Source organism: Microcystis flos-aquae FACHB-1344, assembly GCF_014698375.1.
Lineage (GTDB): Bacteria > Cyanobacteriota > Cyanobacteriia > Cyanobacteriales > Microcystaceae > Microcystis > Microcystis aeruginosa.
Map to the genome: position 1 here is coordinate 30,912 of NZ_JACJSW010000188.1, position 23,947 is coordinate 54,858.

19 protein-coding genes and 4 pseudogenes are annotated in these 23,947 nt (G+C 41.7%); 17 read left to right on the forward strand and 6 right to left on the reverse strand.

Translation table 11 applies throughout. The features are described 5' to 3' along the window. Positions 1–96: 96 nt before the first annotated feature. A complete protein-coding gene (locus H6G48_RS18975; RefSeq protein ID WP_190722841.1) occupies positions 97–1,740 on the reverse strand; it encodes an alpha-keto acid decarboxylase family protein in 1,644 nt (547 codons plus the stop codon). Positions 1,741–1,994: 254 nt separating this feature from the next. Here H6G48_RS18975 and dndD point away from each other — a divergent pair, with 254 nt between their 5' ends. Then, positions 1,995–3,980, forward strand: a complete 1,986-nt coding sequence (gene dndD, locus H6G48_RS18980; RefSeq protein WP_190722842.1) for a DNA sulfur modification protein DndD — start codon at positions 1,995–1,997, stop codon at positions 3,978–3,980. A 191-nt stretch (positions 3,981–4,171) separates the two neighbouring features. Then, entirely contained in the window at positions 4,172–4,570 is a 399-nt protein-coding gene (gene dndE / locus H6G48_RS18985) for a DNA sulfur modification protein DndE (RefSeq protein ID WP_052277560.1), read from the forward strand. A gap of 100 nt (positions 4,571–4,670) precedes the next feature. Here the strand turns inward: dndE and H6G48_RS18990 are convergent, their stop codons facing one another. After that, positions 4,671–6,185: a SagB/ThcOx family dehydrogenase gene (locus H6G48_RS18990; RefSeq protein WP_190722843.1), complete on the reverse strand. Its 1,515-nt coding sequence runs from the start codon at positions 6,183–6,185 to the stop codon at positions 4,671–4,673. Positions 6,186–6,433: 248 nt separating this feature from the next. Between H6G48_RS18990 and H6G48_RS27250 the strand changes: the two are divergent. The 3 genes and pseudogenes from H6G48_RS27250 (at position 6,434) to H6G48_RS19005 (ending at position 8,029) form a co-directional block, all read left to right on the forward strand. Further along, positions 6,434–6,779, forward strand: a pseudogene (locus H6G48_RS27250) (type II toxin-antitoxin system RelE/ParE family toxin). Further along, on the forward strand, positions 6,766–7,128 hold the full coding sequence (locus H6G48_RS19000; protein ID WP_190722844.1) for a hypothetical protein: 363 nt from the start codon (positions 6,766–6,768) through the stop codon (positions 7,126–7,128). The pseudogene H6G48_RS27250 and the gene H6G48_RS19000 overlap by 14 nt, the downstream one beginning before the upstream one ends. 106 nt (positions 7,129–7,234) lie before the next feature. Further along, entirely contained in the window at positions 7,235–8,029 is a 795-nt protein-coding gene (locus H6G48_RS19005) for a Uma2 family endonuclease (RefSeq protein ID WP_190722845.1), read from the forward strand. A gap of 58 nt (positions 8,030–8,087) precedes the next feature. Here H6G48_RS19005 and H6G48_RS26495 read toward each other — a convergent pair. Continuing rightward, positions 8,088–8,177, reverse strand: a pseudogene (locus H6G48_RS26495) (PEP-CTERM sorting domain-containing protein); the annotation flags it as partial. A gap of 126 nt (positions 8,178–8,303) precedes the next feature. On the opposite strand from H6G48_RS26495, the pseudogene H6G48_RS19010 reads away from it, so the two are divergent. The 9 genes and pseudogenes from H6G48_RS19010 to H6G48_RS19050 form a co-directional block, all read left to right on the forward strand. Further along, positions 8,304–8,963, forward strand: a pseudogene (locus H6G48_RS19010) (RNA-guided endonuclease InsQ/TnpB family protein); the annotation flags it as partial. Positions 8,964–9,157: 194 nt separating this feature from the next. Next, positions 9,158–9,697, forward strand: a pseudogene (locus H6G48_RS19015) (RNA-guided endonuclease TnpB family protein); the annotation flags it as partial. A 225-nt stretch (positions 9,698–9,922) separates the two neighbouring features. Then, positions 9,923–11,206: a flotillin family protein gene (locus H6G48_RS19020; RefSeq protein WP_190722854.1), complete on the forward strand. Its 1,284-nt coding sequence runs from the start codon at positions 9,923–9,925 to the stop codon at positions 11,204–11,206. Positions 11,207–11,389: 183 nt separating this feature from the next. Beyond that, positions 11,390–11,767 (forward strand): phosphomannose isomerase type II C-terminal cupin domain, encoded by a 378-nt coding sequence (locus tag H6G48_RS19025; RefSeq protein WP_190722846.1) that lies wholly within the window; start codon positions 11,390–11,392, stop codon positions 11,765–11,767. Positions 11,768–11,815: 48 nt separating this feature from the next. Further along, positions 11,816–12,367 (forward strand): bifunctional adenosylcobinamide kinase/adenosylcobinamide-phosphate guanylyltransferase, encoded by a 552-nt coding sequence (cobU, locus tag H6G48_RS19030; protein WP_002755665.1) that lies wholly within the window; start codon positions 11,816–11,818, stop codon positions 12,365–12,367. A 5-nt stretch (positions 12,368–12,372) separates the two neighbouring features. Further along, the gene (locus H6G48_RS19035; RefSeq protein WP_190722847.1) at positions 12,373–12,816 is read left to right on the forward strand and encodes a class I SAM-dependent methyltransferase; all 444 of its coding nucleotides are present in this window, start codon (positions 12,373–12,375) and stop codon (positions 12,814–12,816) included. Positions 12,817–12,920: 104 nt separating this feature from the next. Then, on the forward strand, positions 12,921–13,511 hold the full coding sequence (leuD, locus tag H6G48_RS19040) for a 3-isopropylmalate dehydratase small subunit (RefSeq protein ID WP_190722848.1): 591 nt from the start codon (positions 12,921–12,923) through the stop codon (positions 13,509–13,511). 101 nt (positions 13,512–13,612) lie between these two features. Next, positions 13,613–13,789 carry a hypothetical protein gene (locus H6G48_RS19045; RefSeq protein WP_012266504.1) on the forward strand — a complete coding sequence of 59 codons (177 nt, stop codon included), beginning with the start codon at positions 13,613–13,615 and terminating at the stop codon, positions 13,787–13,789. A 79-nt stretch (positions 13,790–13,868) separates the two neighbouring features. After that, positions 13,869–15,941 carry an AAA family ATPase gene (locus tag H6G48_RS19050; RefSeq protein ID WP_190722849.1) on the forward strand — a complete coding sequence of 691 codons (2,073 nt, stop codon included), beginning with the start codon at positions 13,869–13,871 and terminating at the stop codon, positions 15,939–15,941. 29 nt (positions 15,942–15,970) lie between these two features. Here the strand turns inward: H6G48_RS19050 and H6G48_RS19055 are convergent, their stop codons facing one another. Both H6G48_RS19055 and H6G48_RS19060 read right to left on the reverse strand, forming a co-directional pair. Further along, positions 15,971–18,208: an FUSC family protein gene (locus H6G48_RS19055; RefSeq protein ID WP_190722850.1), complete on the reverse strand. Its 2,238-nt coding sequence runs from the start codon at positions 18,206–18,208 to the stop codon at positions 15,971–15,973. Between the two features lie 215 nt (positions 18,209–18,423). Continuing rightward, positions 18,424–19,869 carry an Ig-like domain-containing domain gene (locus tag H6G48_RS19060; RefSeq protein WP_190722851.1) on the reverse strand — a complete coding sequence of 482 codons (1,446 nt, stop codon included), beginning with the start codon at positions 19,867–19,869 and terminating at the stop codon, positions 18,424–18,426. Between the two features lie 1,428 nt (positions 19,870–21,297). Here H6G48_RS19060 and H6G48_RS19065 point away from each other — a divergent pair. Beyond that, positions 21,298–21,525: a DNA-directed RNA polymerase subunit omega gene (locus H6G48_RS19065; RefSeq protein ID WP_002761217.1), complete on the forward strand. Its 228-nt coding sequence runs from the start codon at positions 21,298–21,300 to the stop codon at positions 21,523–21,525. 246 nt (positions 21,526–21,771) lie between these two features. Here the strand turns inward: H6G48_RS19065 and H6G48_RS19070 are convergent, their stop codons facing one another. Next, a complete protein-coding gene (locus H6G48_RS19070; RefSeq protein ID WP_190722852.1) occupies positions 21,772–22,449 on the reverse strand; it encodes a YraN family protein in 678 nt (225 codons plus the stop codon). Positions 22,450–22,784: 335 nt separating this feature from the next. Here H6G48_RS19070 and H6G48_RS19075 point away from each other — a divergent pair, with 335 nt between their 5' ends. Both H6G48_RS19075 and H6G48_RS19080 read left to right on the forward strand, forming a co-directional pair. Continuing rightward, positions 22,785–23,561: a glucosaminidase domain-containing protein gene (locus H6G48_RS19075; RefSeq protein ID WP_242034696.1), complete on the forward strand. Its 777-nt coding sequence runs from the start codon at positions 22,785–22,787 to the stop codon at positions 23,559–23,561. Between the two features lie 3 nt (positions 23,562–23,564). Continuing rightward, the coding region (locus H6G48_RS19080; RefSeq protein WP_190722853.1) for an RNA-guided endonuclease InsQ/TnpB family protein at positions 23,565–23,947 on the forward strand (383 nt) is incomplete at its 3' end.

Consider the following 23,947-nt stretch of genomic DNA (forward strand, 5'->3'; position numbering starts at 1 on the left):
ATTGTATCTTAATTGTTGACTCTTGGGAGCCAAAAGAGTTTCAGTCTGGTGTCTTAGGACAGCTTCACACAGTCAAAACCTAATAGCATAACCAGTCTAAGCATGGGGTGAACGTAAAGCTTGACCTAAACGAGTTAAGCCTTGGGAACAGTCAAAACGATCAAGATGTACTTCAATAAATGATAGGCGATCGATGTTACTCTGGGCAATTGATAAAGCCTTTTCTAATTCCCCTTCTGTCCTGACTTGACAACTCCAACTTTCCCCGTTAAATACTGCTGGTAATTGGTGATATTTCCACGGTTGTAGATCATTATAAATATTATCCTGAATTACCCGCTCGATCGTGTAACCATCGTTATTAATTAAAAAGATAATTGGATTGAGATGGTGACGGATAATTGTCGAAAGTTCTTGGGCAGTCATTTGAAAAGCACCATCACCCACAAAGACGATAGGACGAGTATTTGGTGCGGCAAAAGCTACTCCTAAACAGGCGGGAATTGAATAACCAATGGATAGATAAAATGCTTGACCGATAAAGTCGGTTTTTTGGGGCATTAATAAATCAATTGTGGCAATAATTGCGTCCCCTGTATCAGAAATAACAAAAGATTCTTGAGCGATAAAATGATTCATTCGCTCATAAAAACGAGCATTAGTTAATTTTTGCTCTGCCACGGGGATGAATTCTAAATCCTTCAATTCGGCTGCGGGTTTAATCTCTAGTGTAGCCGCTTCTTTGTGACTTAGCTTATCAATTAAACCATCGATAAAATCCCCTAGTAATACTGGTTGATAGAAGTGATGTTTAATTTTTATCTTCTCGGAATTGGCATTAATCAAATTATTGGGATTTAAATTAGCCGTAAATCCGCCTAAATTCATATCGGACATGATCGCCCCTAAACAGAGGACACAATCGGCATTTTCCACCCGTTGACTAACGTATTCGCGACTTAATGCCCCCACATAAGTGCCGATAAATTGCGGCTGCATTTCCGAAATTGACGACTTACCTAAAATAGTGGTAGCTAAGGGATAACCCGTTACTTCTAAAAGTTTCAGCAACTTATCTTGGAGTTTAAACCGATGGAATTCTACCCCCGCTAAAATAATTGGTTTTTCCGCTTTTTCTAATAAAAAAACCGCTTCTTCAATGGCTTCTTCTAAAGCGGCGGCATCCGTGAGATTATCGGTTAAATAAATTGGATTTTCTGAGGGGATACAGGGACGATAGACCAGATCCCGGGGAATTTCGATATACACGGGACGTTTGTGATGCAAACAAGCGGCTAAAGTTTGATCGATTTGACTGGCTGCTTGGGCGGAATTAGTGAGAATAACCGAGGCAACCGTGACTTTTTCCATGATGGACAATTGCAGATTATAATCGCCCGTGGTGTGGTGTAATAATAAATTATCCCGGCGAATCGATCGATCGGAAGCCCCACTAATTACCACCAGGGGAACTCTTTCAGCGTAAGCACCGACCACAGCATTAACCAGGCTAAATCCCCCGACTCCGTAGGTGACACAGACAGCGCCCATCCCTTTGACTCGCGCGTAGGCATCGGCGGCATAACCCGCGTTAAGCTCATTACAGGTACAAACTAATTCGATCGGACTTTCCACCAAAACATCCATCAAATCGAGGACATAATCCCCCGGCACCCCGAAAATATGATTAACCCCTAAATTATGGAGACGCTGGCATAAATATTCGCCGATCGTGATCATAGCAATTTTCTCCCCTGTGTTGGCACTTTCACGCCGATCATAACGATTTTTTCAAAAAATAGGCTCATGCCCAGTAATGAACTAGAAAGTAAAAATCAGGAAACCTTGATTATATCTAGGCGCTGGTGATCAATGCTATAGTATAAAGTCTGGGGTTTTTTCTTGGGTGTAAAAAAATATCTGCGGCACTTTTTCAGGTATAATTTTTACAGGAGATTCCCTAAAACTTTCGACTTAAATAAGGCTGACTGTTAATGATTTTTACTGAATTAGTTTTGCAAAATTTCGGTCCATACGCCGGTCGTCAAGTGATTAATTTACGTCCCGAAAAAGACAACAATCCCTGTCCGATTATCCTTTTGGGAGGCATGAATGGGGGCGGTAAAACTACTTTAATGGATGCGATTCGTTTGGCTTTGTACGGTGCGCGGGCAAAGTGTTCTACTCGCAATAATTTAAGTTATGCCGAGTTTCTCAGTCAAGCAGTTAATAATCAAGCTTCCCTCATCGATCAAGCTAGAATTGAACTGGCTTTTGAACATCTAGTTAATGAACAATGGCGACAATATCGTATCGTTAGATACTGGACAAAACAGCCCAAAGATGGTAGGGATACCCTCGGTATTTTAGATGAAGATTGGCCTGATCCCGCCTTAGCTAATACTTGGGATGAATATATTGAAACTTTATTACCTTTGGGTATTTCTAACCTCTTTTTATTTGATGGGGAACAGGTAAAAGAATTGGCAGAACAGGATGTACCTCCTGACAGCGTTAAGGATTCGATGCAGACTTTATTAGGGTTAGAATTAGCGGAAAGATTAGCCGTTGATCTCGATATTTTAGCTAGTCGTAAGCGCCGGTTATTAGCAGCAGAAAATGAACTGGCAACTATTGAAGCTATTGAGAAAAAATTAGCTCAGTACCAAGAAGATTTGGAATTGGCTAGACAAGAGATGGAAACTCAACAAAAAAATTTAGATTTGGTTAGAAATGATTTTGATGCAGTCTCGGATAAATTTCGCATTGATGGCGGAAAAATTGCCGCCGAAAGAAGTCAATTAGAGAGCAGAAAAAAGGATTTAGATAAAAAGTTAGATAAACAGAGAGAATATTTAGGTCAATTGGCGGGGGAATTTTTACCATTAAAGTTAATTTTTCCTCTCCTAGAAGCGGCTAAAATTCAGGGAGAAAAAGAGCTAAAATTTCAATCGTCTCAAGTCGCTCAATCGGTTTTAGAATCCAGAGATAAAAAGTTACTTGCTTATTTAGAACAACTGAATTTAACTTTAGAACAATTAGACAATATTAGAGAATTTTTACAGCAAGAAAATCAGTTTTTAGCTGAGGATAGCGATTCTTTGATTACTCCTTACTTAGATTTAGACGAGGAGGCGATCGAGTTATTAAATCGAGTCTTAACCCATCAACTACCGGCACAAATTAACCTCGCTTATCAAGCAATAGAACAATTAAGAAATCTGGAAGCTGACTTAGATAATTTAGAGCGAGAATTAGCAGTAGCAGCCTCTCCCGAAGAATACGAAACCCTGAGTAATAACTTAAAAACCGCTCAGAAAAAGTATCTAAATGCTCAAGCGGAATACGAGCAAAGCCACAAAAATTATGAGGAAATCAAAAAGAAAATTGAGAAAACTAAAAAAGAATTATTTGCCTATAGTGAGAAAGCTTTAGAATCGCAAAGTAACGAACATATCGTCAATGCTATTGTCAAAGCACAGCAAACTTTAAAAGTATTTAAAGAACGCTTAACTTTAAAAAAATTAAATAGATTAGAGGGAGAAGTGGCGGAATGTTTTCGTTATTTATTGCATAAGTCCGATCTGGTGCAGAAAATAGCGATCGATGCTGATACTTTTGGTCTATCTCTCTTTGGTCCCGATGGACAAAATGTGCCTAAACACCGTCTTTCTGCCGGAGAAAAACAACTATTAGCGATCGCTTTTTTGTGGGGATTAGCGCGAGTCTCTGGACGAGATTTACCCATCGCTATCGATACACCCCTCGGACGTTTAGATTCTTCCCATCGCCATAATTTAGTTGAACGTTATTTTCCCGCCGCTTCCTCTCAAGTCATCCTCCTTTCTACCGATACAGAAATTGGACAAAATGAGCTACTCTTATTAGAAGAACAGGAAGTAATCGCCAGAAAATACCTGCTAGAATATAATTCCCAACAACGTCAAACTACTATTCACCCTGACCGCTACTTTTGGTAAGATTATGACTGAGATAAATTCCCAAGAAATTCTCCCCCAATTAACTTGAGACATTGAATCAGTTATCAGTTATCAGTTCACTGTTTACCGATCACTGAAAAAAAGCTCTCCACTTCCCACTCTCCTATTAAACAGTATTGAGCATGACTAACTATTTTCTCATCGGTAAGAGCGAGGTAAAATTATAGATTATGGAATCACCGATCGAACGTTTTCGACTATCTCAAACCGCCAAAGATAGCCTAATAAAATTAAAACGCTACACTAAAATTGACCAATGGAATATCCTCTGTCGTTGGGCTTTTTGTCGTTCCCTTGCTGAACCGAGTCTCCCCTCTCCCGTTCCCATTCCTGCCGATAGCAATGTAGAATTATCCTGGAAAGTATTCGGGGGAGAAATGGCCGATATTTTCTTAATTGCCCTTAAACAACGTTGTCATCAAGACGGATTAGGAACCGATAAAGAAACTCTAACTCAACAATTTCGCTTACATTTACATCGCGGGATCGGTTATCTTGCCGGGGATGCCAAGCTAAAAAAAATCGATAATTTAATCGAATTAGAGAGAGAAAGTCTCAGAGAATCTTAAACAAGGGGGTTTATCCTTAAGTCTTCTGGGATAAACCGACAGAAAACTGTCAGCCTGGCTATACTTAACCCAGCTAAACTAATAATGGTTCAAACTCACCTTAAAAAACTTTCGGTCGGCCTAAAGTAGTGATATAAATAACTGCTTCATCGGAGGGAATTCCTAACACTTCATTAACTTGATCATCAAAAAAACCACCGATACCACTAACCCCTAACCCCAGATGAATAGCCGCTAAATTTAATCTCTGTCCCAAATGACCCGCATCTGCATGAAGATAACGATAGACTCGATCGCCATATTTAGCCACTGCTTTTGACAGATCCGCCGTATGAAAAACCACAGCAGCCGCATCTCGTCCCAAATCCTGACCTAAACAGAGATAATGTAACTCTTGCCGGAAATTTTTAAAGCGAATTTGCCGCAATTCTTGGGCTTTGGGAGCATAATAATAACAGCCTTCCTCTAATCCAGTTACTGCCGAAACAGCGATAAAAGTTTCCAATAAATCCAGAGCAAAATAATCGGGATTGGGGTCGAGATTTTGTCCGACATAATCTTGGGGTTGATAGGTGAAATGCAGCAGCGCTCGCAATTCGTCTAAACTGAGACTAGCACCACTATAAGCGCGGGTAGATCTGCGTTTAAGAATCGTACTTTCCAGATCGATTAAATCTTCCCCCCAATTGACGGGACGGGATGTCACGGAAACTTTTAGACAAAAAGGAAAATTATATTTATCTTCCCAATTAGAGGGGGTAACAGTTGCTTCTATCTTCTCATCTGTAGCTATGATAGTGGCTCGGTGTAGGGAGTTTAATAATTCTCCCTCGGGAATTTCGGGATAAAGAGTCGTGGTTGCCGAAGGGAGTGCCGTGGTACTAGGGGGGAGATTTTGCCGGATATTGAGCAGATCTGCCAAAGGAATCACCGTCATGACACTTTCTTTCTCGGAATCGAGATAAAGCAATTCATTCATCTGGATATCGTTAAAACCACCGATTAAATGGGCGCGATAGTCATTAATCGAGGCTGATAGCTCAATATTGCCTAATAAATGCCCTGTATCGAGGAAAATACGCCGATAAGCTCGATCTTCGTAGCGCCAAGCGGACCGATAAAAAATGGCACTGGTAACTACAGCGATATCGGTATTTTCTAAAACAGGATTCCAGAAACAAGCAGATTGTAGGTTGGTCCAGACATCACTTTCCCAGAATAAAAGCAGCGAGTGACTTTGACCTTGGTAACTGTAGAGACCGGCGGGTAAAAATTCCGTGCCACGGGAGATCAGATAGACCTCGGCGGGGTATAATCCACCAGCAGAGGGTGCGGAACGTAGGTACAAGGGACTCCCCATAGTGGCGATTTTGGCAGTTAACCCATAGCTACAGCCCAAAATTCGCGATATACGTCGCCAAAAGTCTCCTTTTTGGGGAACCATTTGACGGGAGAGGTAGGGTTTGAGATCGAACGTCTGACCGATTTTGTATTCTTTGAAGGGATGGGGTTGTTGACTCCAATCAAGACCTTTACTTTTTGAGGCGATCGTCTGGGGGTCGTATTTGGTCCGCTCGTGGTAGTATTGGGCGATCGAGATTGGCTGATCTGGCATGATAAAGATGGGCTGTCTAAGCTTTACTTTTTAGTTTGACATACTCCCACCCCTAGAAAACGGGTTTCTGAAAGAAACCCGTTTTCTAAATACTCCCCTCTCCCACCCCCCCTGCTCTACGATGTCGGGTAGGGTTGATTCATGAATCAACCCTACCCTTGATAAGGGGGGTGGGGGGTTGGGGGTGAGGGTAATTAACCATATCTGCCATTACTTTAGAAAAATAGTATAACTGCTATAATTATCCCATGGCGGCTCAACCCAGAGAAATTCGACGTTATGTTACCAGTGACGGCAAAGTTCCCTTTGCCCAATGGCTCGATTCTTTGCGGGATATTAAGGCTAAAACTAAAATTGCTCAACGCCTAAACCGGGTTAATTTAGGTAACTTAGGGGATTATAAATCAGCTTTGAGCAGGAGTTTATGAACTACGAATAGACTATGGTTCTGGTTATCGCGTTTACTTTGGACAAATCGGAACAACAATTATCTTACTCCTGTGTGGAGGAGATAAAAAAACGCAAGCTAAAGACATTGAAATAGCCCAAAAATATTGGCAAGACTATAGGAGCCGAGAAAATGCCAATCAGTGATAGTTATCATGATTCCCTGATCGAATCCCTTAAAGATTCCCATTATGCAGCAGTTTATCTGGGAACTCATCTCGAGGGAGATGAATATGAATTTGAATCAGAATTACTCAGACTCGCGTTCAATCACGTCCTAGAAGCCCTTGGCCCTCAAAATCTAACACCAGAACAAATCAAAATTCAGGCGAAGCAATTGGAAGAACTAATGCAAAAACCTGCACCTGAAGCCATGAATCAACTAACCTCTTGGCTTCAAGCTTTAGGATTGAAATTAACGATAACGGTCGCTTCAAAAATGCCAGAAATAAATCATGAAAATGACGCTGTTAGTTCAATCAAGATTACAGTGTAGTTTGTAGTTTGTAGTTTGGTTTTTTTGATGACAAATTGATAGCCGCTTAACGCACCCTACACAGAAAACGGGTTTCTTTCAGAAACCCGTTTTCTAAAATAAAATTATGACTACACCTAGCTTCACCATTCCCCAATCTGACCCTCCCCTTTCCCCTCGGCAATCCTTGCCGACGATGTATGATTTACCTAGTGACAATCCACTTGAACCCGGTTTGCCTGACGAATTTCACCTATTACAACCTCAGTTATTACTACTGACTTTCCAGCCTCCCAACTGGGAACCAGACCTAGTTTTTAGCGCTGCTGACCTCAACCTTTACTACAATGTCAGACACCCTCAATGGTACAAGCGTCCCGATTGGTTTGGGGTGGTTGGTGTTCCTCGCCTCTACGATGGCCATGACCTGCGCTTAAGCTATGTGATTTGGCAGGAAGGGGTTTCTCCGACGATTGTGGTGGAATTATTGTCTCCAGGTACGGAAAATCAAGATTTAGGCGAAGAACTACGCCAACCCGGGGAACCGCCAACTAAGTGGACAGTTTATGAACAGATTCTGCGGATTCCCTACTATGTGGTTTTCAGTCGCTATACTAACCAACTTCAAGCGTTTGAACTGGTAGGCGGTCGTTACCAACCCGTAGCTTTAGTGGAGGGACGCTTACCGATTCCTCCACTGGAATTGAGCTTGGGTTTGTGGCAAGGTTCCTATCGGGGGATTGAGCGGCTATGGTTGCGCTGGTTGACGCTGGAAGGAGAGTTAATTCCCCTTGCCGATGAGGAGTTAATTGCGGCGAAACAAGAGGCTTCTGCGGCTAAACAAGAGGCTTCTGCGGCTAAACAACGAGCAGAACAACTAGCGGCACGATTGCGGGAATTAGGGATAGATACTGAAAGCTGAAGGCTCGAAAACCCCTCAAAAAAGAGAGAGGAAACCCGCGCCTCCTCTCTCTGGGACATTATTTTCTCGCTTTGCGGACAGTACCCCCTAGCATTAAACCCCCTAGTGTGATACAACCAAGAACACTCGTAGGTTCGGGGATACCCACAGCAGCAGAAGCGACGGTCAACAAATGCCGAGAGATTTTTTGAGATTATTCATCGAAAATTTGGGTCTGAAACCCCGCCGTTTTACGGCGGCTTTGCTGTTAAATATTAGCACATTTACGAAATATATGCTAAAATATGAGACATGGAAAAGCTATCGCTACCGATTTTACCCAACACCAGAACAAGAGTCGCTATTGCGGCGCACTTTGGGCTGTGTAAGATTAGTTTACAATAAAGCTCTCCACGAACGAACACAAGCTTGGTACGAAAAGCAAGAAAGAGTAGGCTACGCTCAAACTTCTTCAATGCTAACCGAGTGGAAAAAACAAGAAGAATTAGACTTTCTCAATGAAGTAAGCTGTGTACCCTTACAACAAGGGTTAAGACATTTACAAACAGCTTTCACTAACTTCTTTGCTGGTCGTACTAAGTATCCTAACTTTAAGAAAAAACATCAGGGAGGAAGTGCCGAATTTACCAAATCTGCTTTTAAATTTAAAGACAGACAAATCTATTTAGCTAAATGCACAGAACCTTTACCTATTCGATGGTCAAGACAAATACCAGAAAGCTGTGAACCAAGCACAGTAACAGTCAGATTACATCCTTCTGGACGTTGGCATATTTCAATTAGATTTGATGACCCAACAATTAAGCCATTACCAGTAACAGATAAAGCCATCGGAATTGACTTAGGAATTAGTAGCCTAGTAATTACAAGCGATGGAGACAAGGTATCTAATCCTAAGCATTTTAAGAAACATTATCGGAGACTGCGAAAGGCGCAAAAAAAGGTTCTTCGGTTTGTGCTATGCAACGGACAGGATTATAAGAGATGAAACCCTTATAGAGAAGGACTTTGATGCGATTTTTGTCAATTGTTTTCGATCTAGAACGAACTAATCAATAGAACTCTTGTCAGATAAGGATTTAGTCGATTTATGCCACCCTATTGAACCATACCAAGTAACGAAGAACCCAAAAAAATCTGTCTAGAAAACAGAAAGACTCAAAAAATCGGGAAAAAGCGAGAATCAAAGTAGCCAAGATTCACGCCCAAATTACTGATAACAGAAAAGACCATTTACACAAGCTAACCACTCAATTAGTCCGTGAAAACCAAACGATTGTGGTTGAGAATTTAGCCGTCAAGAATATGGTCAAAAACCCGAAATTATCTCAGGCAATATCTGACGTTAGTTGGGGAGAAATCACTCGACAATTAGCCTATAAATGCCGTTGGTACGGCAGAAATTACATCGAAATAGATAGATGGTTTCCTAGCTCTAAAAGGTGTAGTAATTGCGGGCATATTGTCGAAAAGATGCCGTTAAATGTTCGAGAATGGGATTGTCCAGACTGTGGGACACACCATGACCGAGATGTTAACGCTAGTAAAAATATTTTGGCCGCAGGGCTTGCGGTGTCAGTCTGTAGAGCGACCATAAGACCAGAACAGAGTAAATCTGTTAAGGCAGGTGCGGAACCCCGCAAGGGAAAGAAGCAGAAACCTAAATCGTCAGGTTTGGGAATCGCCGTCCGTTTTACGGCGGCGAGGATGTCAAGTGTACATTTTAGAAGCAATTTGATTGAAGTCAACATAAAACTAGAGGATTTTACTCTATCATTACTATTGATAATTTTATATGTAGCCCACCCTACTGGACTTCAACGTCTGTCAAAGTTGGAAATTGATGGATACAATTTAGTTAATTTGATCCGAGCATCGACCGTAATAAAATCTATGGAATTTATCGCTGTTTTACTGGGAGTTTTCGGTTTAGGGACAGGTGCGGGTTTATTAGTCATCCGTAACTATTACCATATCTGTCAACCGAGCGAAGTCTTAATTTTTGCTGGTAGTCGTCGTCCCACGGCCACGGGCAAAACCATCGGTTATCGTTTGGTAAAAGGGGGCAGCAGTATTCGTTTACCTATGCTAGAACAAGTGTATCGAATGGACCTGACCAACATGATCATCGATCTCAAGGTGGTTAATGCCTATTCTAAGGGCGGTGTGCCGTTGATCGTCACCGGGGTGGCGAATATTAAAATTGCTGGGGAAGAACCGATTATTTATAATGCGATCGAGCGTTTATTGGGCAAGAAACGCAAGGAAATTGAACAATTGGCTAAAGAAACCCTCGAGGGCAATTTGCGCGGTGTCTTGGCGAATTTAACCCCAGAACAAGCGAACTCCGATCAGATTGCTTTCGCTAAAAGTCTCCTAGAAGAAGCGGAACAGGATCTGGAAAAATTGGGTTTAGTTTTGGATAGTTTGCAGATCCAGAATATTTCCGATGAGGTGCGTTATCTCGATTCGATCGGACGGAAGCAAAAAGCCGAATTACAGAGAGATGCCCGGATAGCAGAAGCAAAAGCCCGAAAAACATCGATTATCAAGGATTCCGAGAATCTACGCCTAACCGCTTTGCGTCGTATCCAAAAAGATTTAGAGATAGCCAAAGCTGACGCAGAAAAACGGGTGCGCGACACTCAAACTAAGCGCAGCGCCATGATTGCTGAGGTAGAATCGGTGGTTATGTCCGATTTAGCTAAAGTACAGGCCGAAGTGGCGGTACAAACTGCCCGAATTAAGCAGGTTAAACAGCAATTACAAGCAGATGTGATCGCCCCTGCGGCAGCGGAATGTCAACAAGCGATCGCAAAAGCCCGGGGGGAAGCGGCCAAAATTATCGAACAGGGGAAAGCGCAAGCGGAAGGAACCAAAAAATTAGCGGCTTCTTGGCAAGGAGCGGGAAATAACGCTAAAAACATCTTTTTATACCAAAAATTGGAGTTATTGCTGAAATTAATGGTCGCTAGTGTCCCAGAAGTGCAGGTGCAAACGGTGACGGTAGTGGACGGAGGTGATGGTAATCTTGTCCCGAAAATGACTGCCTTTGCTGAACAATTGCGTCAAGCTACCGGGGTGGATCTGGTACAAATGGCTAATCGCCTAGCACAAACCGAGCCATCTGTCAAGGGAAAAGACACAAATTTTGATTTTAAACAATTGCCCTCTTGAATCAGTGATCAGGAGACTCCGAGACAGGAGACTCCGAGACAGGATTCAATAGATTATTTTATTTATTCTCCCCATCACCCCATTACCCCACACCCCACACCCCACACCCCACACACCTTTAGCTAATAGCTGCAAACCAGAGATTGTCCACTAGAATGTTAATCAAGTTTGGAGACCACTGCCATGGATGACTTAATTAATGCTCCCTCCCCTTCTCCCCAAGACCTAGAAATGACGCGGACTCCCCCCTGGGGAACAGTGACGGTATTGGAGGAAGGTCCCCGGTATCGCATCAATCGCATTGTCATTAAACCCGGCCATCACATGAGTACCCAAATGCACTACCATCGCAGTGAACACTGGATTGTCGTCTCCGGTACAGCGCGGGTACTCTGTGATGAAAAAGAAACTCTCCTCAAACAAAAAGAATCTACCTATGTTCCCATGAATACCCGTCATCGGGTGGAAAACCCCGGTTCTATTCCTTTGGTGATGATCGAGGTGCAAAATGGCGAATATTTAGGAGATGATGATATTCACCGTTTTGATGATCGAGAATAGGACAGTTTTCTCCCGTATATACTGTAGTTATTTGCCAAAATCTCGATCGTGGATGAAAAAATTATCCTAGTTACAGGGGCTGCCCGTTCTGGGAAAAGTGAATGGGCCGAATATTTAGCCAAAATCAGCCAAAAACCCGTTATTTATATCGCCACCTCCTCGGTGGATGAAAAAGATCAAGAATGGTGCGATCGCATTGAAAGACACCGGCAGCGACGTTCCCCCCAATGGCAAACCCGAGAAATTCCCCGACAATTAAGCGAAACTATTGATAATAGCCCATTTACTCACTGTTTGTTAATTGATTCCCTCGGTACTTGGGTAGCCAATTGTTTAGAAATGTCGGCAGCTGAATGGTTAGAAATCAGCGATCGATTCTTGTATTCCCTCAAAAACGCGGCGGTTGATGTTATTCTGGTGGCGGAAGAAACCGGTTGGGGTGTGGTTCCCGCTTATCCCCTCGGTCGTCTGTTTCGCGATCGTTTAGGCGATCTCTGTCGTAGAATTGGCACAATAGCAGACGCGGTTTATCTAGTTACCGGCGGCCATGCTCTTAATTTAAGTCAATTGGGTCAGTCTTTGTCGATAATTGGGCAATAGAGAAGATGAGCAACGATTATCAGCGTCAAGTGATTGATTTTTATGCCCGTCGTCACGATTACGATAACGATTTTACTGAAGCTTGCGCCCTTAAATTAGTCAATTATCTCTATTTACAAAAAAGCCAATCTGTGCTAGACGTGGCAACGGGAACGGGATTTATAGCGGTCGCAATTGCCCCAAAAGTGAAAAGTGTCATCGGGGTTGATTTCACGCCGGAAATGATTGCCAGAGCCGAAAAAAAGCTAGAAGAATTAAATATCGAGAATATTGACCTAATTAACGCCGATATAGCTGCTATTGACTTTGCCGAGTCTAGTTTCGATCTGATTACCTGTTCTCTGGCGATTGCACTTTTCCCCGATATCCCGCAAGTGCTGGCAAAATGGTATCAATGGTTAAAAAAAGGCGGTTCGGTCGCCTATCGGCTGGCGAAATTGCGACTCTAGTGAACAATTATCGCCGAGAAATCGAGAAAAATGCCACCGATCAGGGAGTATGGCAAGATGCAACCACTTTTTTTGTCACTGCTAGTAAAAGTTAGAAAAAGATCATGAGTCAAGTTAAAACCATCTCCGGACGAGCTTTACCCTTGCGAGGCAACGATATTGACACCGATCGCATTATTCCGGCTCGTTTTTTGCGTTGTATCACCTTTGAAGGTTTAGGAGAACAAGTGTTCGCCGATGATCGAGCCGCTTTACAGGGGAGTCATCCTTTCGATCTACCCCAGTACCAAGGGGCGAAAATTTTGGTAGTCAATGGTAATTTTGGTTGTGGCTCTTCTCGGGAACACGCACCGCAAGCGATTTTACGTTGGGGAATTCAAGCAATTATCGGGGAAAGTTTCGCCGAAATATTTTTTGGCAATTGTATCGCTAATGGGGTTCCCTGTGTCACTGCTGAGGCTAAAACTATCGCCCATTTACAGGATTTAATTGCAGCTAATCCCGAAATTCCCCTCGATCTTTCCTTGACAACTATGACGGTGGAATGGGGGGATTTTGTCGCTACCGTCTCTATGAATGAAGGTTCCCGACAGATGTTAATAGAAGGGGGTTGGGATACCTGCGGACAGCTTTTACAAAATCTCGATCTGATTCAATCTACCGCGCAAAAGTTACCCTATTTAAGTTTCGTTTAGAGAAACAATCTAGGGTGAGGGTGCGTTAGCAATAGATTAACGTACCCCGGCAAGGATTTTGTTTGAGATGCAGCGGCTGTAAATATTAAAAAATCTGCCCTATGATTAATCCTGATAATAATCTCCAAAATATCCAAGAACCGATTTTAAACGCTCCCGAAGATGTGCGAAAAATCATCGATCGAGTTTTAAAATTGGAAAGAGATAAGTTATACCAGCGCAATCCTCGCAATATCAATGATGATGTTTTAACGATTATTAAAGAAGTAATTCAATAATTAGTGATCAGTTATCAGTTATCAGTTCACTGTTTACTGTTCACTAAAAAAACTTCCCCATCATCCCCTCTATATAAATATGAAACTACTATCAATAAAGTTATGTAATTTTCGACAATTTTATGGTAAGACTCCTGAGATACATTTAGCAGCGACTTCTCGCAATACAACGGTAATTTATGGCAATAATGGGGCAGGAAAAACAACAATTTTAAATGCTTGTACCTGGGTGCTTTATGAAAAATTTACGGCAGCTTTTGCCGAACCAGAGTTATTAGTTAATAAACGGGCAATTACCGAGGTAAGCACGGGAACCTCCCTAGAATGTTCCGCAGAAGTAAACTTTGAACATGAAAATAAACGCTATCAGGTAAAACGAAAATTTTTCGCCTATCAAGATGTAAATAGTAAAATTAAATACGGTTCAAATAGTTTATATATGCTCTACGCTGGTGATGATGGCAATTGGTACACACCCAATCAACCACCAGAGGATATTATTAATCAAATTTTACCCGAAAGTTTACACCGTTATTTCTTTTTTGATGGGGAATATATCGATCATCAATTTCGCAGTAGTAGCCAAGGTAAAATCGCCGAGGATACAAAAGAATTATTGGGAGTTAAAGTACTAGATCGAGCGATCGAGCATTTAAAAAAAGCCAAAAAATCTTTACAAGATGAGCTTAAAGATTTAGGAGAATCGGATTTAAAAAAGTTATTGAAACAGGAAAGTAAAATCGAGCAGGATTTCGAGAAATTAAAACAGCGTCAGCAGGATATTATTAACCAGTTATCCCAGCAGGAAGAATTAAAAAAAGCCGTGACTAATCGCTTATTAGAGTTAAGTGGTGCCGAGGAATTAAAACAGTTAAAAGAAAAATTAGAACAACAGGAAAGAAATCTGCGGCAAGATTTAGTCAGAACTAAGGATAAGTTAAAGAAATTAATTTCCCAGCAAGCTTATCAAGTCTTTTTAAAAGAAATTAATCAAAATTTTCAGCAATTAATCGATCGCCTACGACAACAAGGGGAATTACCCAGTGGTATCAAACAGCAATTTGTCCAACAATTATTAGAGCGGAAAAAATGTATTTGTGGCCAGGAATTACAGGAGAATAGCCAAGCTTATTTACAGGTACAAGACTGGATGAATAAAGCAGGAATGGCCGATGTGGAAGAAGCGGCCATTCGCTTATCTTCCACAGTCAAAGAAATAGATAAGCGGGTGTTAGATTTTTGGCAAGAAGTGGATAATTATCAAGCTAATATTCACCAGTGGCGCTTAGAATTATCTTTGGTAGAATCAGAATTAGATGAAGTGCGGGATAAATTTCGCCATTATCCCGATGAAGATATTAAAAATCTGCAATCTCACTTAGATGCGATCGAGGATTCCCTAAAAGATTTACGCTTGGAACAGGGCAGCAATAAAAATCAACTAGATATCTATGAGAAAGAGTTAGAATCCCTGCAAAAACAGGTACAAAAACAGCAACAAAAAGAGGAAAAATATAATTTAGGACAACGACGTAGTTTAGCGACTCAAGAGGCAATTAATCGCATTAGTGAGGTAAGACAGAGATTAGAAAATCAGTTTCGTTTGTCCTTAGAAAAACGGGTACAGGAAATCTTTAACTCAATTTCTTTTACTCCCTATATTCCCCGTATTAGTCCCGATTACGAGGTAAGACTATTAGAAAATACCACAGGATTCGCTATTCCCGTGGCAGCTTCCACCGGAGAAAATCAGATTCTCAGTTTATCTTTTATCGGGGGAATTATCGATCGAGTGCGAGAATGGAGTCAGAAAAATACTTTGATGGGAATTGATAGCAGCACTTTTCCTCTGGTGATGGATTCCCCTTTTGGTAGTCTTGATCATATCTATCGTCGGCAAGTTGCGATCGCTATTCCTAAATTAGCCAATCAGTTAGTTGTTTTAGTGACAAAAACTCAATGGAGAGGAGAAGTAGAAACCGAGATTTCTCCCTATATTGGTAAAGAATATGTGTTAGTTTATAATTCTCCGAAAGCAGATTGTCAAGAGGATTTAATTAATCTTCATGGTGTTGATTATTCTCTAGTGAAACGCAGTCCTAATAATTTTGAATATACGGAAATTATCGAAGTTAATCGATTTTCCTCCTGACTACTAAATTCTGTTGTTATAACTAAATTTTAACTTCTAATAAAACGATCGATTGCTGTGTTCATTACCCCAACACGACTGGATAATTCCACAAGTTCCGTGGTGACAATATTATAATCCCCTAAATATTTATGGAGATTAGTTCCCTCTTGTTGATTGCCAATTTCTACTAACCTTTCCTCTCGCAATTCTTGCAAATGATCGAGGATATTTTCTAAAGTATCTTCGAGGGGAGGTAAGGGAGAAGGAGGATTATTTGTTTGCAAAGCTTGGGTTAATTGCGTCAAAGCTTGGGTTATTTGTTGCGTGAACAGACTGAGATTAGGATGGGGAGGACTACCGCGATATTGTTCCAATTCCGTCAATAAAACTGTCACCCCGCGACCAAAACGAGGAATATAATTACTTAAAGTGATTGCCGGTTCCATTTGTGGAAAGGGTGTGCTAGGATCATCAATTAATCTTTGTAAGGCCGTTTGCATAGTTGTATTTGCTCGTCGAGCTTTATTGCGATGGGAAGATAAAATTGCAGTTTGATAGGATGATTCTCCTAAATAAACTGCCATAACTGACTGAAAATATATTTGATTAGCTTCTAATGCTTTAATGGCAGCGAGGGAAAAACGTTCATCTTCATTAAACCGTAAAAAACCGAAGGAAAGTGCAAAGGCTAAAGCACTACCGATTAAAGTATAAACTATTCTGATATACTCTAAATTAATACCGTCATTGCTGGCATCCAGACGACTGATGATTAAAGCAAAAATTGTGATAAAAAATACGGCCAAACTATAGTGAAATCGCACCAAGGCTAAAGCGATCGCTATAGAAATCACTCCAATAATTTCTAACCAGATCGGATTATCTATAATTGGCAACAGTGCCAAAACAAAAAACGAGCCTAAAATCGTGCCAAACACCCGATTAAAAAAGCGTTGAAAAGTCAAGCTAAAATCTGGTTTTAACACAATAACTAAGGTTAAACCAATCCAAAAACTATGGGTAATTCCTAGCTTATGGTAAATCAAGACTCCTAGCGCACTTCCCAAACCCAAGCGTAAACCATGGCGAAATAGGGGCGATTCTAGATTAAAATTAGCTCTTAATGGTTCCCACCAAGCTTTTTCTTGACTGTACTCTTTTTCTATCCCTTCAAAGTTCCGCTGCCAGGGATTTTTTTTATCGGAAAAGTTCTCGCTTTGCCGCAAATGTTGCGCTGTTTCACTGGCTATTTTTAGCTGTTTAAATAATTTTTTTAAACGATTATTTAATTGCGAAATTGCCACATAACTGCTATAATCATCCTGGGCATTTTCTAAAACTTTAGCTTGCAGGTTTTTTTGTTGCTCGATCGCCTTGAGTAATAGCTGCAAGCGCTCACAATCCAGTTGTTTATTTCTACCCAAAATTAACCAGGCAATATCTTCGCTAATTTCCGCCACTTGCACGAGAATATCTTCTAATAAAATACCCACCGTGGTCAGTTGTGGCAAGGGATGAAGATGAAGCAATTCTCGCAGCGCAATTAAGCTGGTATTAATGCGATCGCTATCTTCAATCAAGACGATTAACAATTCCCGCAGCTCACTTTTTCCCCAACGTCCCCGACGCGTCAAGGTGACAGTTTTCCTCGAACGTAGCAACAGCTGGCGGATTTTGTCAAAATATGGCTCCTCATTAGCATTAGAACGAGAGTGTAAGGGCAAAGAGCGGAGATAGGTGGCGATACCCTGAAAATTTTCCGCCGTTACCTGACGTAAAGGCTGATTAGGGCGAAAAGGCCAGATAAACAGGGCTAAAAAAATTGTCCATCCCCCTCCCAACACAGCGATTCCGGCCCGTTGTAAAGCGACGACAATATCTCCCGATGGCAAAGAAACAGCAAAAAGCAGCAATAAACTAATTACTACCCCAGCTAACGCCCCATTTTCCCCGTAAACTGTCAAATAACCCGCTAGAAACAACCCGCAAAAAACTATCACTACGGCCAATCCTAACCAAGCACTGGCTAATGTGCCGATAATCAAAGCTAGAGCCATCCCAATGGTCGTAGCGACCAGGGTTTTCGCTCTCAGGCAGTAAAGTCCCCCCACATCGGCTAAAATCAAGATTTGAGCCGCTAAACCGACCATTAACCCCAATTCTGACTGATCTAAAATATCACCGATAATAATCGGTACCGCGAGCGCCAATAAAGTCCGAATCCCCCGCTCGATCTCGATATCGCCACTAGGACGCAATAAAAAAGCAAATCGCTGAAGTAGCATATAGCAGTTATCTTAATGGTGAGGTATGAGGTTTTCGTTTTCGGGAGTCAGTATTCTCCGAGTCACCTGATTAGGTAACGATTTCTCTCCTGTCTCCTGACTTGAAAGAGGGTGTAGGGTGTGGGGTGTGGGGTGTGGGGAAGGAAACCTCTTTCATCTGTGGGGGTGAAAATTTTTTCATCGGGACTGACTCCTAACTCCTCAATTCTGCTCTATTAGGGCAGCCAACGGGGTTTAAAACCGGCGTTGAGTTCTTGAGGTAAAATTTTCGGGGTGCTATTGGGACTGAACTGATCAGGAAGTGGTAATAACCAGAGACGACCATCGGCAATGCTCGACCCCTCCCCGGTGACTAAATCATTTCTGACTCCAAAGGGTGTGGTTGCTAACTGATCAAATAATAAGGCCACGCCATCGGGAGACATACTCATCTGCACGTCACGATAATTAGGTAAGGCCAGCAGGGGCATCATTTTACCCGTTTTTAGCTCAATAATCGCTAAAAATGGTTCTTCTTTCACCTTGCCATCGCTGCCCATAACCAGATCGCTTTTCAGACAGTAAAGGGTTTTTTCCTGTCGCGGTTCAAATTCACAGCTAATAATCGGATTAGCTGTTCTTAATAGTAGTCTTGACTCTCCTTGATCGTCGAGCAGAAATAGCGATCGCTGATTATCTGGTTCTGATTTTACCATTAGTTTTTGGCGACCATCCCGGGAAAAAGCGAGTATTTTCTCGTAGGTGGGCAAAAATTGCGGTTTTCCCTTTTGGACATCCAAAGGAATCACCGCTACCCCTCCCGTTTGACTGACAACCGCTTTTTTACCGTCGGGAGATAGTAAAAAATTATCCGCTTGTATTCCTAACGGTCGCGATTGTCCATCATCGCTGATTACCCATAAACTGGCATCCCCCGGATTCCCATGATTAATTCTCTGCACGATTAGGGTTTTGCCGTTATCTGAGAGATCAAAGCGCAGATTTTGATAAGTTTTCGCATCTAAAAACCTTTCTATACGACCACTAGGCAAATTTTGACTATTTTCGTCATGATTTAAACCCGTGGTAATTGTGTAAAGTTGCTGTTTTGGGGTATCTCGTCCTAAGTCAGAGCGATCGAAGGCCGAGAATAAAATTCTATCCCCCCTCGGATAGATTTGAAAATCCGTGACCACCAGATCCCCAGGGGTAAGGATGGTTTTTTTCAGTTCTGTGACCTTATTTGCCCCCTGAATGATATTACAGACGATTAAACGGCCTCTTTCCTCTTGGTTGACTCCAATATAGGCAAAAGCTCGATCGTGGCTGTAAAATTCGCCGATCAAGTCCTCACCTTGAGCAATGGGTAACTTTACTTGATATTTTTTGCCGTAGATGGGCAATTCCGTCAAGGTATAGGTCAAGCGATCGCCAGACCAGCTAATTTTACCCGGCAAGGGAGGATCGATCACCACGCTGGTTTCTATATCGGAACGGTCAATCGGTCGATTAAAACTTAAAGTAAAATAATTGTCCCTAACGCCGATTTTTCGCCCTTGCCAGCTAAAATTCTCCCCTCGGGTCGGGACTTGATTTCCCTGGATCAAAATCGACGATATCGCGGCAATTAAAGCCAAAATACTCGCTAACACTAAGCGATCGAACCAAGCTAATCTTTTCATCAGTTATCAGTTATCAGGAGTCAGTTATCAGTTATCAGTATTCGGTCGTCAGGAGATTGCTTTTATTTATTCTCCCATCTCCCCCCTCTACAATAATTACTCGCCACCAGAAATACCTTGGGCAAATATCATACTTTGTGCTTTTTGTCAAAAAAACTTTTTTTTTGCAATAAAACTACATAAAAAAAAGATCATCGTTGTGGGTGAAATTGACTAATTTACCCGTCTTAATTAGGATTACCTTCTAGGTGTGGCAAGGGTTTTAACTATTGCTGGCCAAAAAAGCACAGAATAACCCACTATGAAATTTTATCAAATCGCTGTAACCAGCATAACATCGTTGTTAAATAACAATCTTTCTCAATTAATTCTTAAGAATTTATAAATATTGCGGAATGTTAATTTAAATATTCTCAAGTTTTTGCAGTCAATAAATAATTTTTGGTTATCTTTGTCGGAAAATAGAACTCCCGCAAAAATCCAACATCTACCATTGGGTTAGGAGTCAGAAGTCTCCGAGTCAGTATTCAGGACTCATTGTTCGCTTAATTTTTTAAGGGAAGGGTTTTAAAATTGCTTTAACCTTTATCCTGTATGCTTTTTAGCGAATAAGGTAAGCAGAAAAGTACCGAAAATGCGATCGCCAATTGACTCGCTCAAACCCTGATCAATTCGTTAACTTCCAAATGGTCTTTTTGTACTAATAAATATTCGAGTAGAACGCTCAATGCGTTTGCTAGACTGCATTTGAGACAATTCATCAAATTTTCGGTTCGAGAAATGAGCGAACGGTGAGTCAGGAGTTAGGAGTCAGTATTCAGGAGTTAGGAGTCAGTATTCAGGAGTTAGGAGTCAGGAGATAGGAGATTATTTTATTTATTCTCCCCACACCCCACACCCCACACCCCACACCCCACACCCCACTTTCTTATCAGCTTTAGTAATGATTGTCATCGGTTTTTTCAATCGAATAAATAAAAACGCCCCCAAAAAGGAAGCGTTTTTTAACTTATCATGAGGACTTAGCAAAATGTGTGCAGAGTTAGAACGCGGATGTTGGATGGGGATCCAGCATCTGTTTATTTTTAACCATTGATCGCCGCTGCCGTCAAGGCCATGGGGATAGTATCACCGGAAGCTAAATCGAGGGGGAAGTTATACGTTCAAGTGTATTTACAGCCCCCGCAATTGTCTCCCTTTTTTGGGTTTATTTATTTCAAAAATTATCTCTTTATTTGTATATTTTTAAACTTGTATAAAATTGATTTAAGTTTTGTAAAAAGTAGTTGACAAAATCCGATCGAGATCAAGGATAACCCTATCCTTAAGGTGGACAAAATATGGTAAGGTGGACTGAGTAATAAAACTTATCACTAACCTATTATCAGTGACAAGTGCCAAATTCACCAGAGAAGGCTAAATATAACTATGTCCAAACGGTTTAAATTCGACTCCTCCGAGATGATTTATCTCACCGATAAACTGATGAATGCGGCCAGCAATCGTTACTCGATCGTCGTGCAAGTCGCTAGACGGGCCAAACGCGTCCGCTACGATACCGTAGAAAATATCGATGACCCGATGATTAAACCCGTCCAACGAGCCCTGATGGAAATGACCGACGAATTAACCGAACCGGAATTATTACGCGATTAATCCCCTAAAATTGCCTGGAACCCACCCTTACATTTCATCGGGGTTGATACCCAGTGATCTTAGTCTTTCCGCTAGTCGTTGGGCTTTTTGTTCCGCTTCCTCTTTGGCTAAACGTTCTTGCTGGGCGAGCGCCGCAGCTGCCCTCGCCCTTTCCTCTGCGGTTAAATAGCGATTTCCCGATACTGGGAAGAAGGCGATTTTTATTGTAGGAAAGGTTAACCATAGCGATTGTTTTGACTAGGGAAATTACCAAGTATTCGGTTGAAAGTCGGCATCATTAATAATGGCCACCGTATCCCCAGAGGGTTTAATCACAAATAGACCTTTTTTATAAGCGTATCGATCGATCCCCTCGTTGATTTCAATTCCCGCCACCGCACCGTAAGCTCGATAGTTTTTATAATGGGGAAAAGCGATTTTAAAACGAGTCAATTTTTCAATAAATTCATCCACATCATCTTTAGATAATCTAGATTTACATTCCACCACCACGAGATCGGTATCATCGACGGCTAGGATATCAATTTCCATGGCGATGCCCTGACGCTTGACTCTGGCGCGGGGATAAACTTCTTTAATATCGAGGCCTTTTTCCTGAAAAAGCCGTAAAACCGCCGGTTCTACCAATTCTTCCACAAATCGACCCCAGCGAGTGGTGAGACTATCTACCGCTTTGCTGGTTCGTTCAACCGTCCGTTTCAGTTCTGCCATCGAGCGATCGCTTTCTAGTTTAGATTCGGCCAGGAGGTTCTCTATTTCGACTCTATGGCGATCATATTCCGCCTTGGATTCGGCAACCAGGCGATCATATTCCGCCTTGGATTGGGCAGCCCGGCGATCATATTCCTCAGCCCGGCGATCATATTCCTCAGCGGAAGCGCGGAATAGCTGGTAAATATCCTCAAGAGTTACCGGTTCACTCATAGACTTGCCTCTAAAACACCCCTGATCATTTTAGCGATTCCGTCGAGAAGCCGGACGAGAGCCAGAGAGCAAAACGGAAATAAATATTAAGAATTATTTAAAAGACTTGACAAATGTGCGGGGGGGGTAAAGTCTGTACGGAATTTACAACGCTCAAAGAGCTTAATTTTAGATGAAACTAAGTAGGGCTGGCTGAATAATGGTAAAACCCTTTTAAAATAAGGCTTTTGACCTGTTAAAATCCGATGTTAGTGCAAGAATATAGGATTGAGACCTTCAAATCTGCCTTCTGCCTGCTTCAATTTCTCTGACAACGCTCGAATTGAGGAATAAAAATGAACATCAAGTTTTCACCTGTTCCTGTTGAAGACCGAGAAAGGGGAAGAAACGGTAATTGTTACAATCCTGGTTCTCCCCTGACTGAAGGCATGAAAAAACAGTTTATGGAGGAGATTAAACCCATCTGTATCGAGATGGAAAGGAAATATGGCGTACCAGCAGCCTTTCTCGGCGGTCAAGCCGTTAATGAATCAGGATTTGGGTTAACTAGAACCGGATATTTTGCCAACAACTTTTGCGGACTCAAATTCGTAGGAGCTTGGGGACGAAAACCTCCTCAAATCATGAATGGTCAAGATTTCGGAGTCGAAACCTATCAGTTAATCGGTCAACCCGATGAAGCTTGGGATGGCTCAGTGCGAATCATCGAAAATTTAGGAGAAGATCGCCTTATCTTTGATGAATCTAGCCGCTACGATAACCGCTATTTCAAGTTTAAAAGTAAGCCTGAATTTTTTGATTTTCTCTGTCGGATTACCTACTTGAATGGCTCAGAAGGCCGACTCTACCCCAAAGATCTCCGCTACATTTTTGATGAATATCGACAAAACATCCAGCGCGGCATGAGTATCCGAGAAAGCTGTTCTTTAGTAGCTTGCCAGTTAGGAAAATCAGGATATTGCCATACGGAGGAAGGGAACGGAACGCCACCCCAGCGCCGATGCAACTATTACTCTAGGGTCATCGAAAATTTGGGTCTGAAACCCCGCCGTTTTACGGCGGCTTTGCTGTTAAATATGAGCATCGTTTACGAAATATATGCTAAAATATGAGACATGGAAAAAGCCTATTCTTACCGATTTTACCCGACACCAGAACAAGAGTCGCTATTGCGGCGCACATTGGGCTGTGTAAGATTAGTTTACAATAAAGCTCTCCACGAACGAACACAAGCTTGGTACGAAAAGCAAGAAAGAGTAGGCTACGCTCAAACTTCTTCAATGTTGACCGATTGGAAAAAGCAAGAAGAATTAGAGTTTTTAAACGAAGTTAGCTGTGTACCTTTACAACAAGGGTTAAGACACCTACAAACAGCTTTTACTAATTTCTTTGCTGGTCGTACTAAGTATCCTAACTTTAAGAAAAAACATCAAGGAGGAAGTGCCGAATTTACCAAATCAGCCTTTAAATTTAAAGACAAACAAATCTATTTAGCCAA

What these genes read in the sequence shown, in the direction of transcription:
- dndD (WP_190722842.1), top strand. Translation starts at nt 1,995, where the DNA reads ATGATTTTTACTGAATTAGTTTTGCAAAATTTCGGTCCATACGCCGGT.
- H6G48_RS18975 (WP_190722841.1), bottom strand. Translation starts at nt 1,740, where the DNA reads ATGATCACGATCGGCGAATATTTATGCCAGCGTCTCCATAATTTAGGG.
- leuD (WP_190722848.1), top strand. Translation starts at nt 12,921, where the DNA reads ATGAGTCAAGTTAAAACCATCTCCGGACGAGCTTTACCCTTGCGAGGC.
- H6G48_RS19045 (WP_012266504.1), top strand. Translation starts at nt 13,613, where the DNA reads ATGATTAATCCTGATAATAATCTCCAAAATATCCAAGAACCGATTTTA.
- H6G48_RS19020 (WP_190722854.1), top strand. Translation starts at nt 9,923, where the DNA reads ATGGAATTTATCGCTGTTTTACTGGGAGTTTTCGGTTTAGGGACAGGT.
- H6G48_RS19025 (WP_190722846.1), top strand. Translation starts at nt 11,390, where the DNA reads ATGGATGACTTAATTAATGCTCCCTCCCCTTCTCCCCAAGACCTAGAA.
- H6G48_RS19070 (WP_190722852.1), bottom strand. Translation starts at nt 22,449, where the DNA reads ATGAGTGAACCGGTAACTCTTGAGGATATTTACCAGCTATTCCGCGCT.
- H6G48_RS19060 (WP_190722851.1), bottom strand. Translation starts at nt 19,869, where the DNA reads ATGAAAAGATTAGCTTGGTTCGATCGCTTAGTGTTAGCGAGTATTTTG.
- H6G48_RS19055 (WP_190722850.1), bottom strand. Translation starts at nt 18,208, where the DNA reads ATGCTACTTCAGCGATTTGCTTTTTTATTGCGTCCTAGTGGCGATATC.
- H6G48_RS19065 (WP_002761217.1), top strand. Translation starts at nt 21,298, where the DNA reads ATGTCCAAACGGTTTAAATTCGACTCCTCCGAGATGATTTATCTCACC.
- H6G48_RS18990 (WP_190722843.1), bottom strand. Translation starts at nt 6,185, where the DNA reads ATGCCAGATCAGCCAATCTCGATCGCCCAATACTACCACGAGCGGACC.
- H6G48_RS19035 (WP_190722847.1), top strand. Translation starts at nt 12,373, where the DNA reads ATGAGCAACGATTATCAGCGTCAAGTGATTGATTTTTATGCCCGTCGT.
- dndE (WP_052277560.1), top strand. Translation starts at nt 4,172, where the DNA reads ATGGAATCACCGATCGAACGTTTTCGACTATCTCAAACCGCCAAAGAT.
- H6G48_RS19075 (WP_242034696.1), top strand. Translation starts at nt 22,785, where the DNA reads ATGAACATCAAGTTTTCACCTGTTCCTGTTGAAGACCGAGAAAGGGGA.
- H6G48_RS19005 (WP_190722845.1), top strand. Translation starts at nt 7,235, where the DNA reads ATGACTACACCTAGCTTCACCATTCCCCAATCTGACCCTCCCCTTTCC.
- H6G48_RS19000 (WP_190722844.1), top strand. Translation starts at nt 6,766, where the DNA reads ATGCCAATCAGTGATAGTTATCATGATTCCCTGATCGAATCCCTTAAA.
- H6G48_RS19050 (WP_190722849.1), top strand. Translation starts at nt 13,869, where the DNA reads ATGAAACTACTATCAATAAAGTTATGTAATTTTCGACAATTTTATGGT.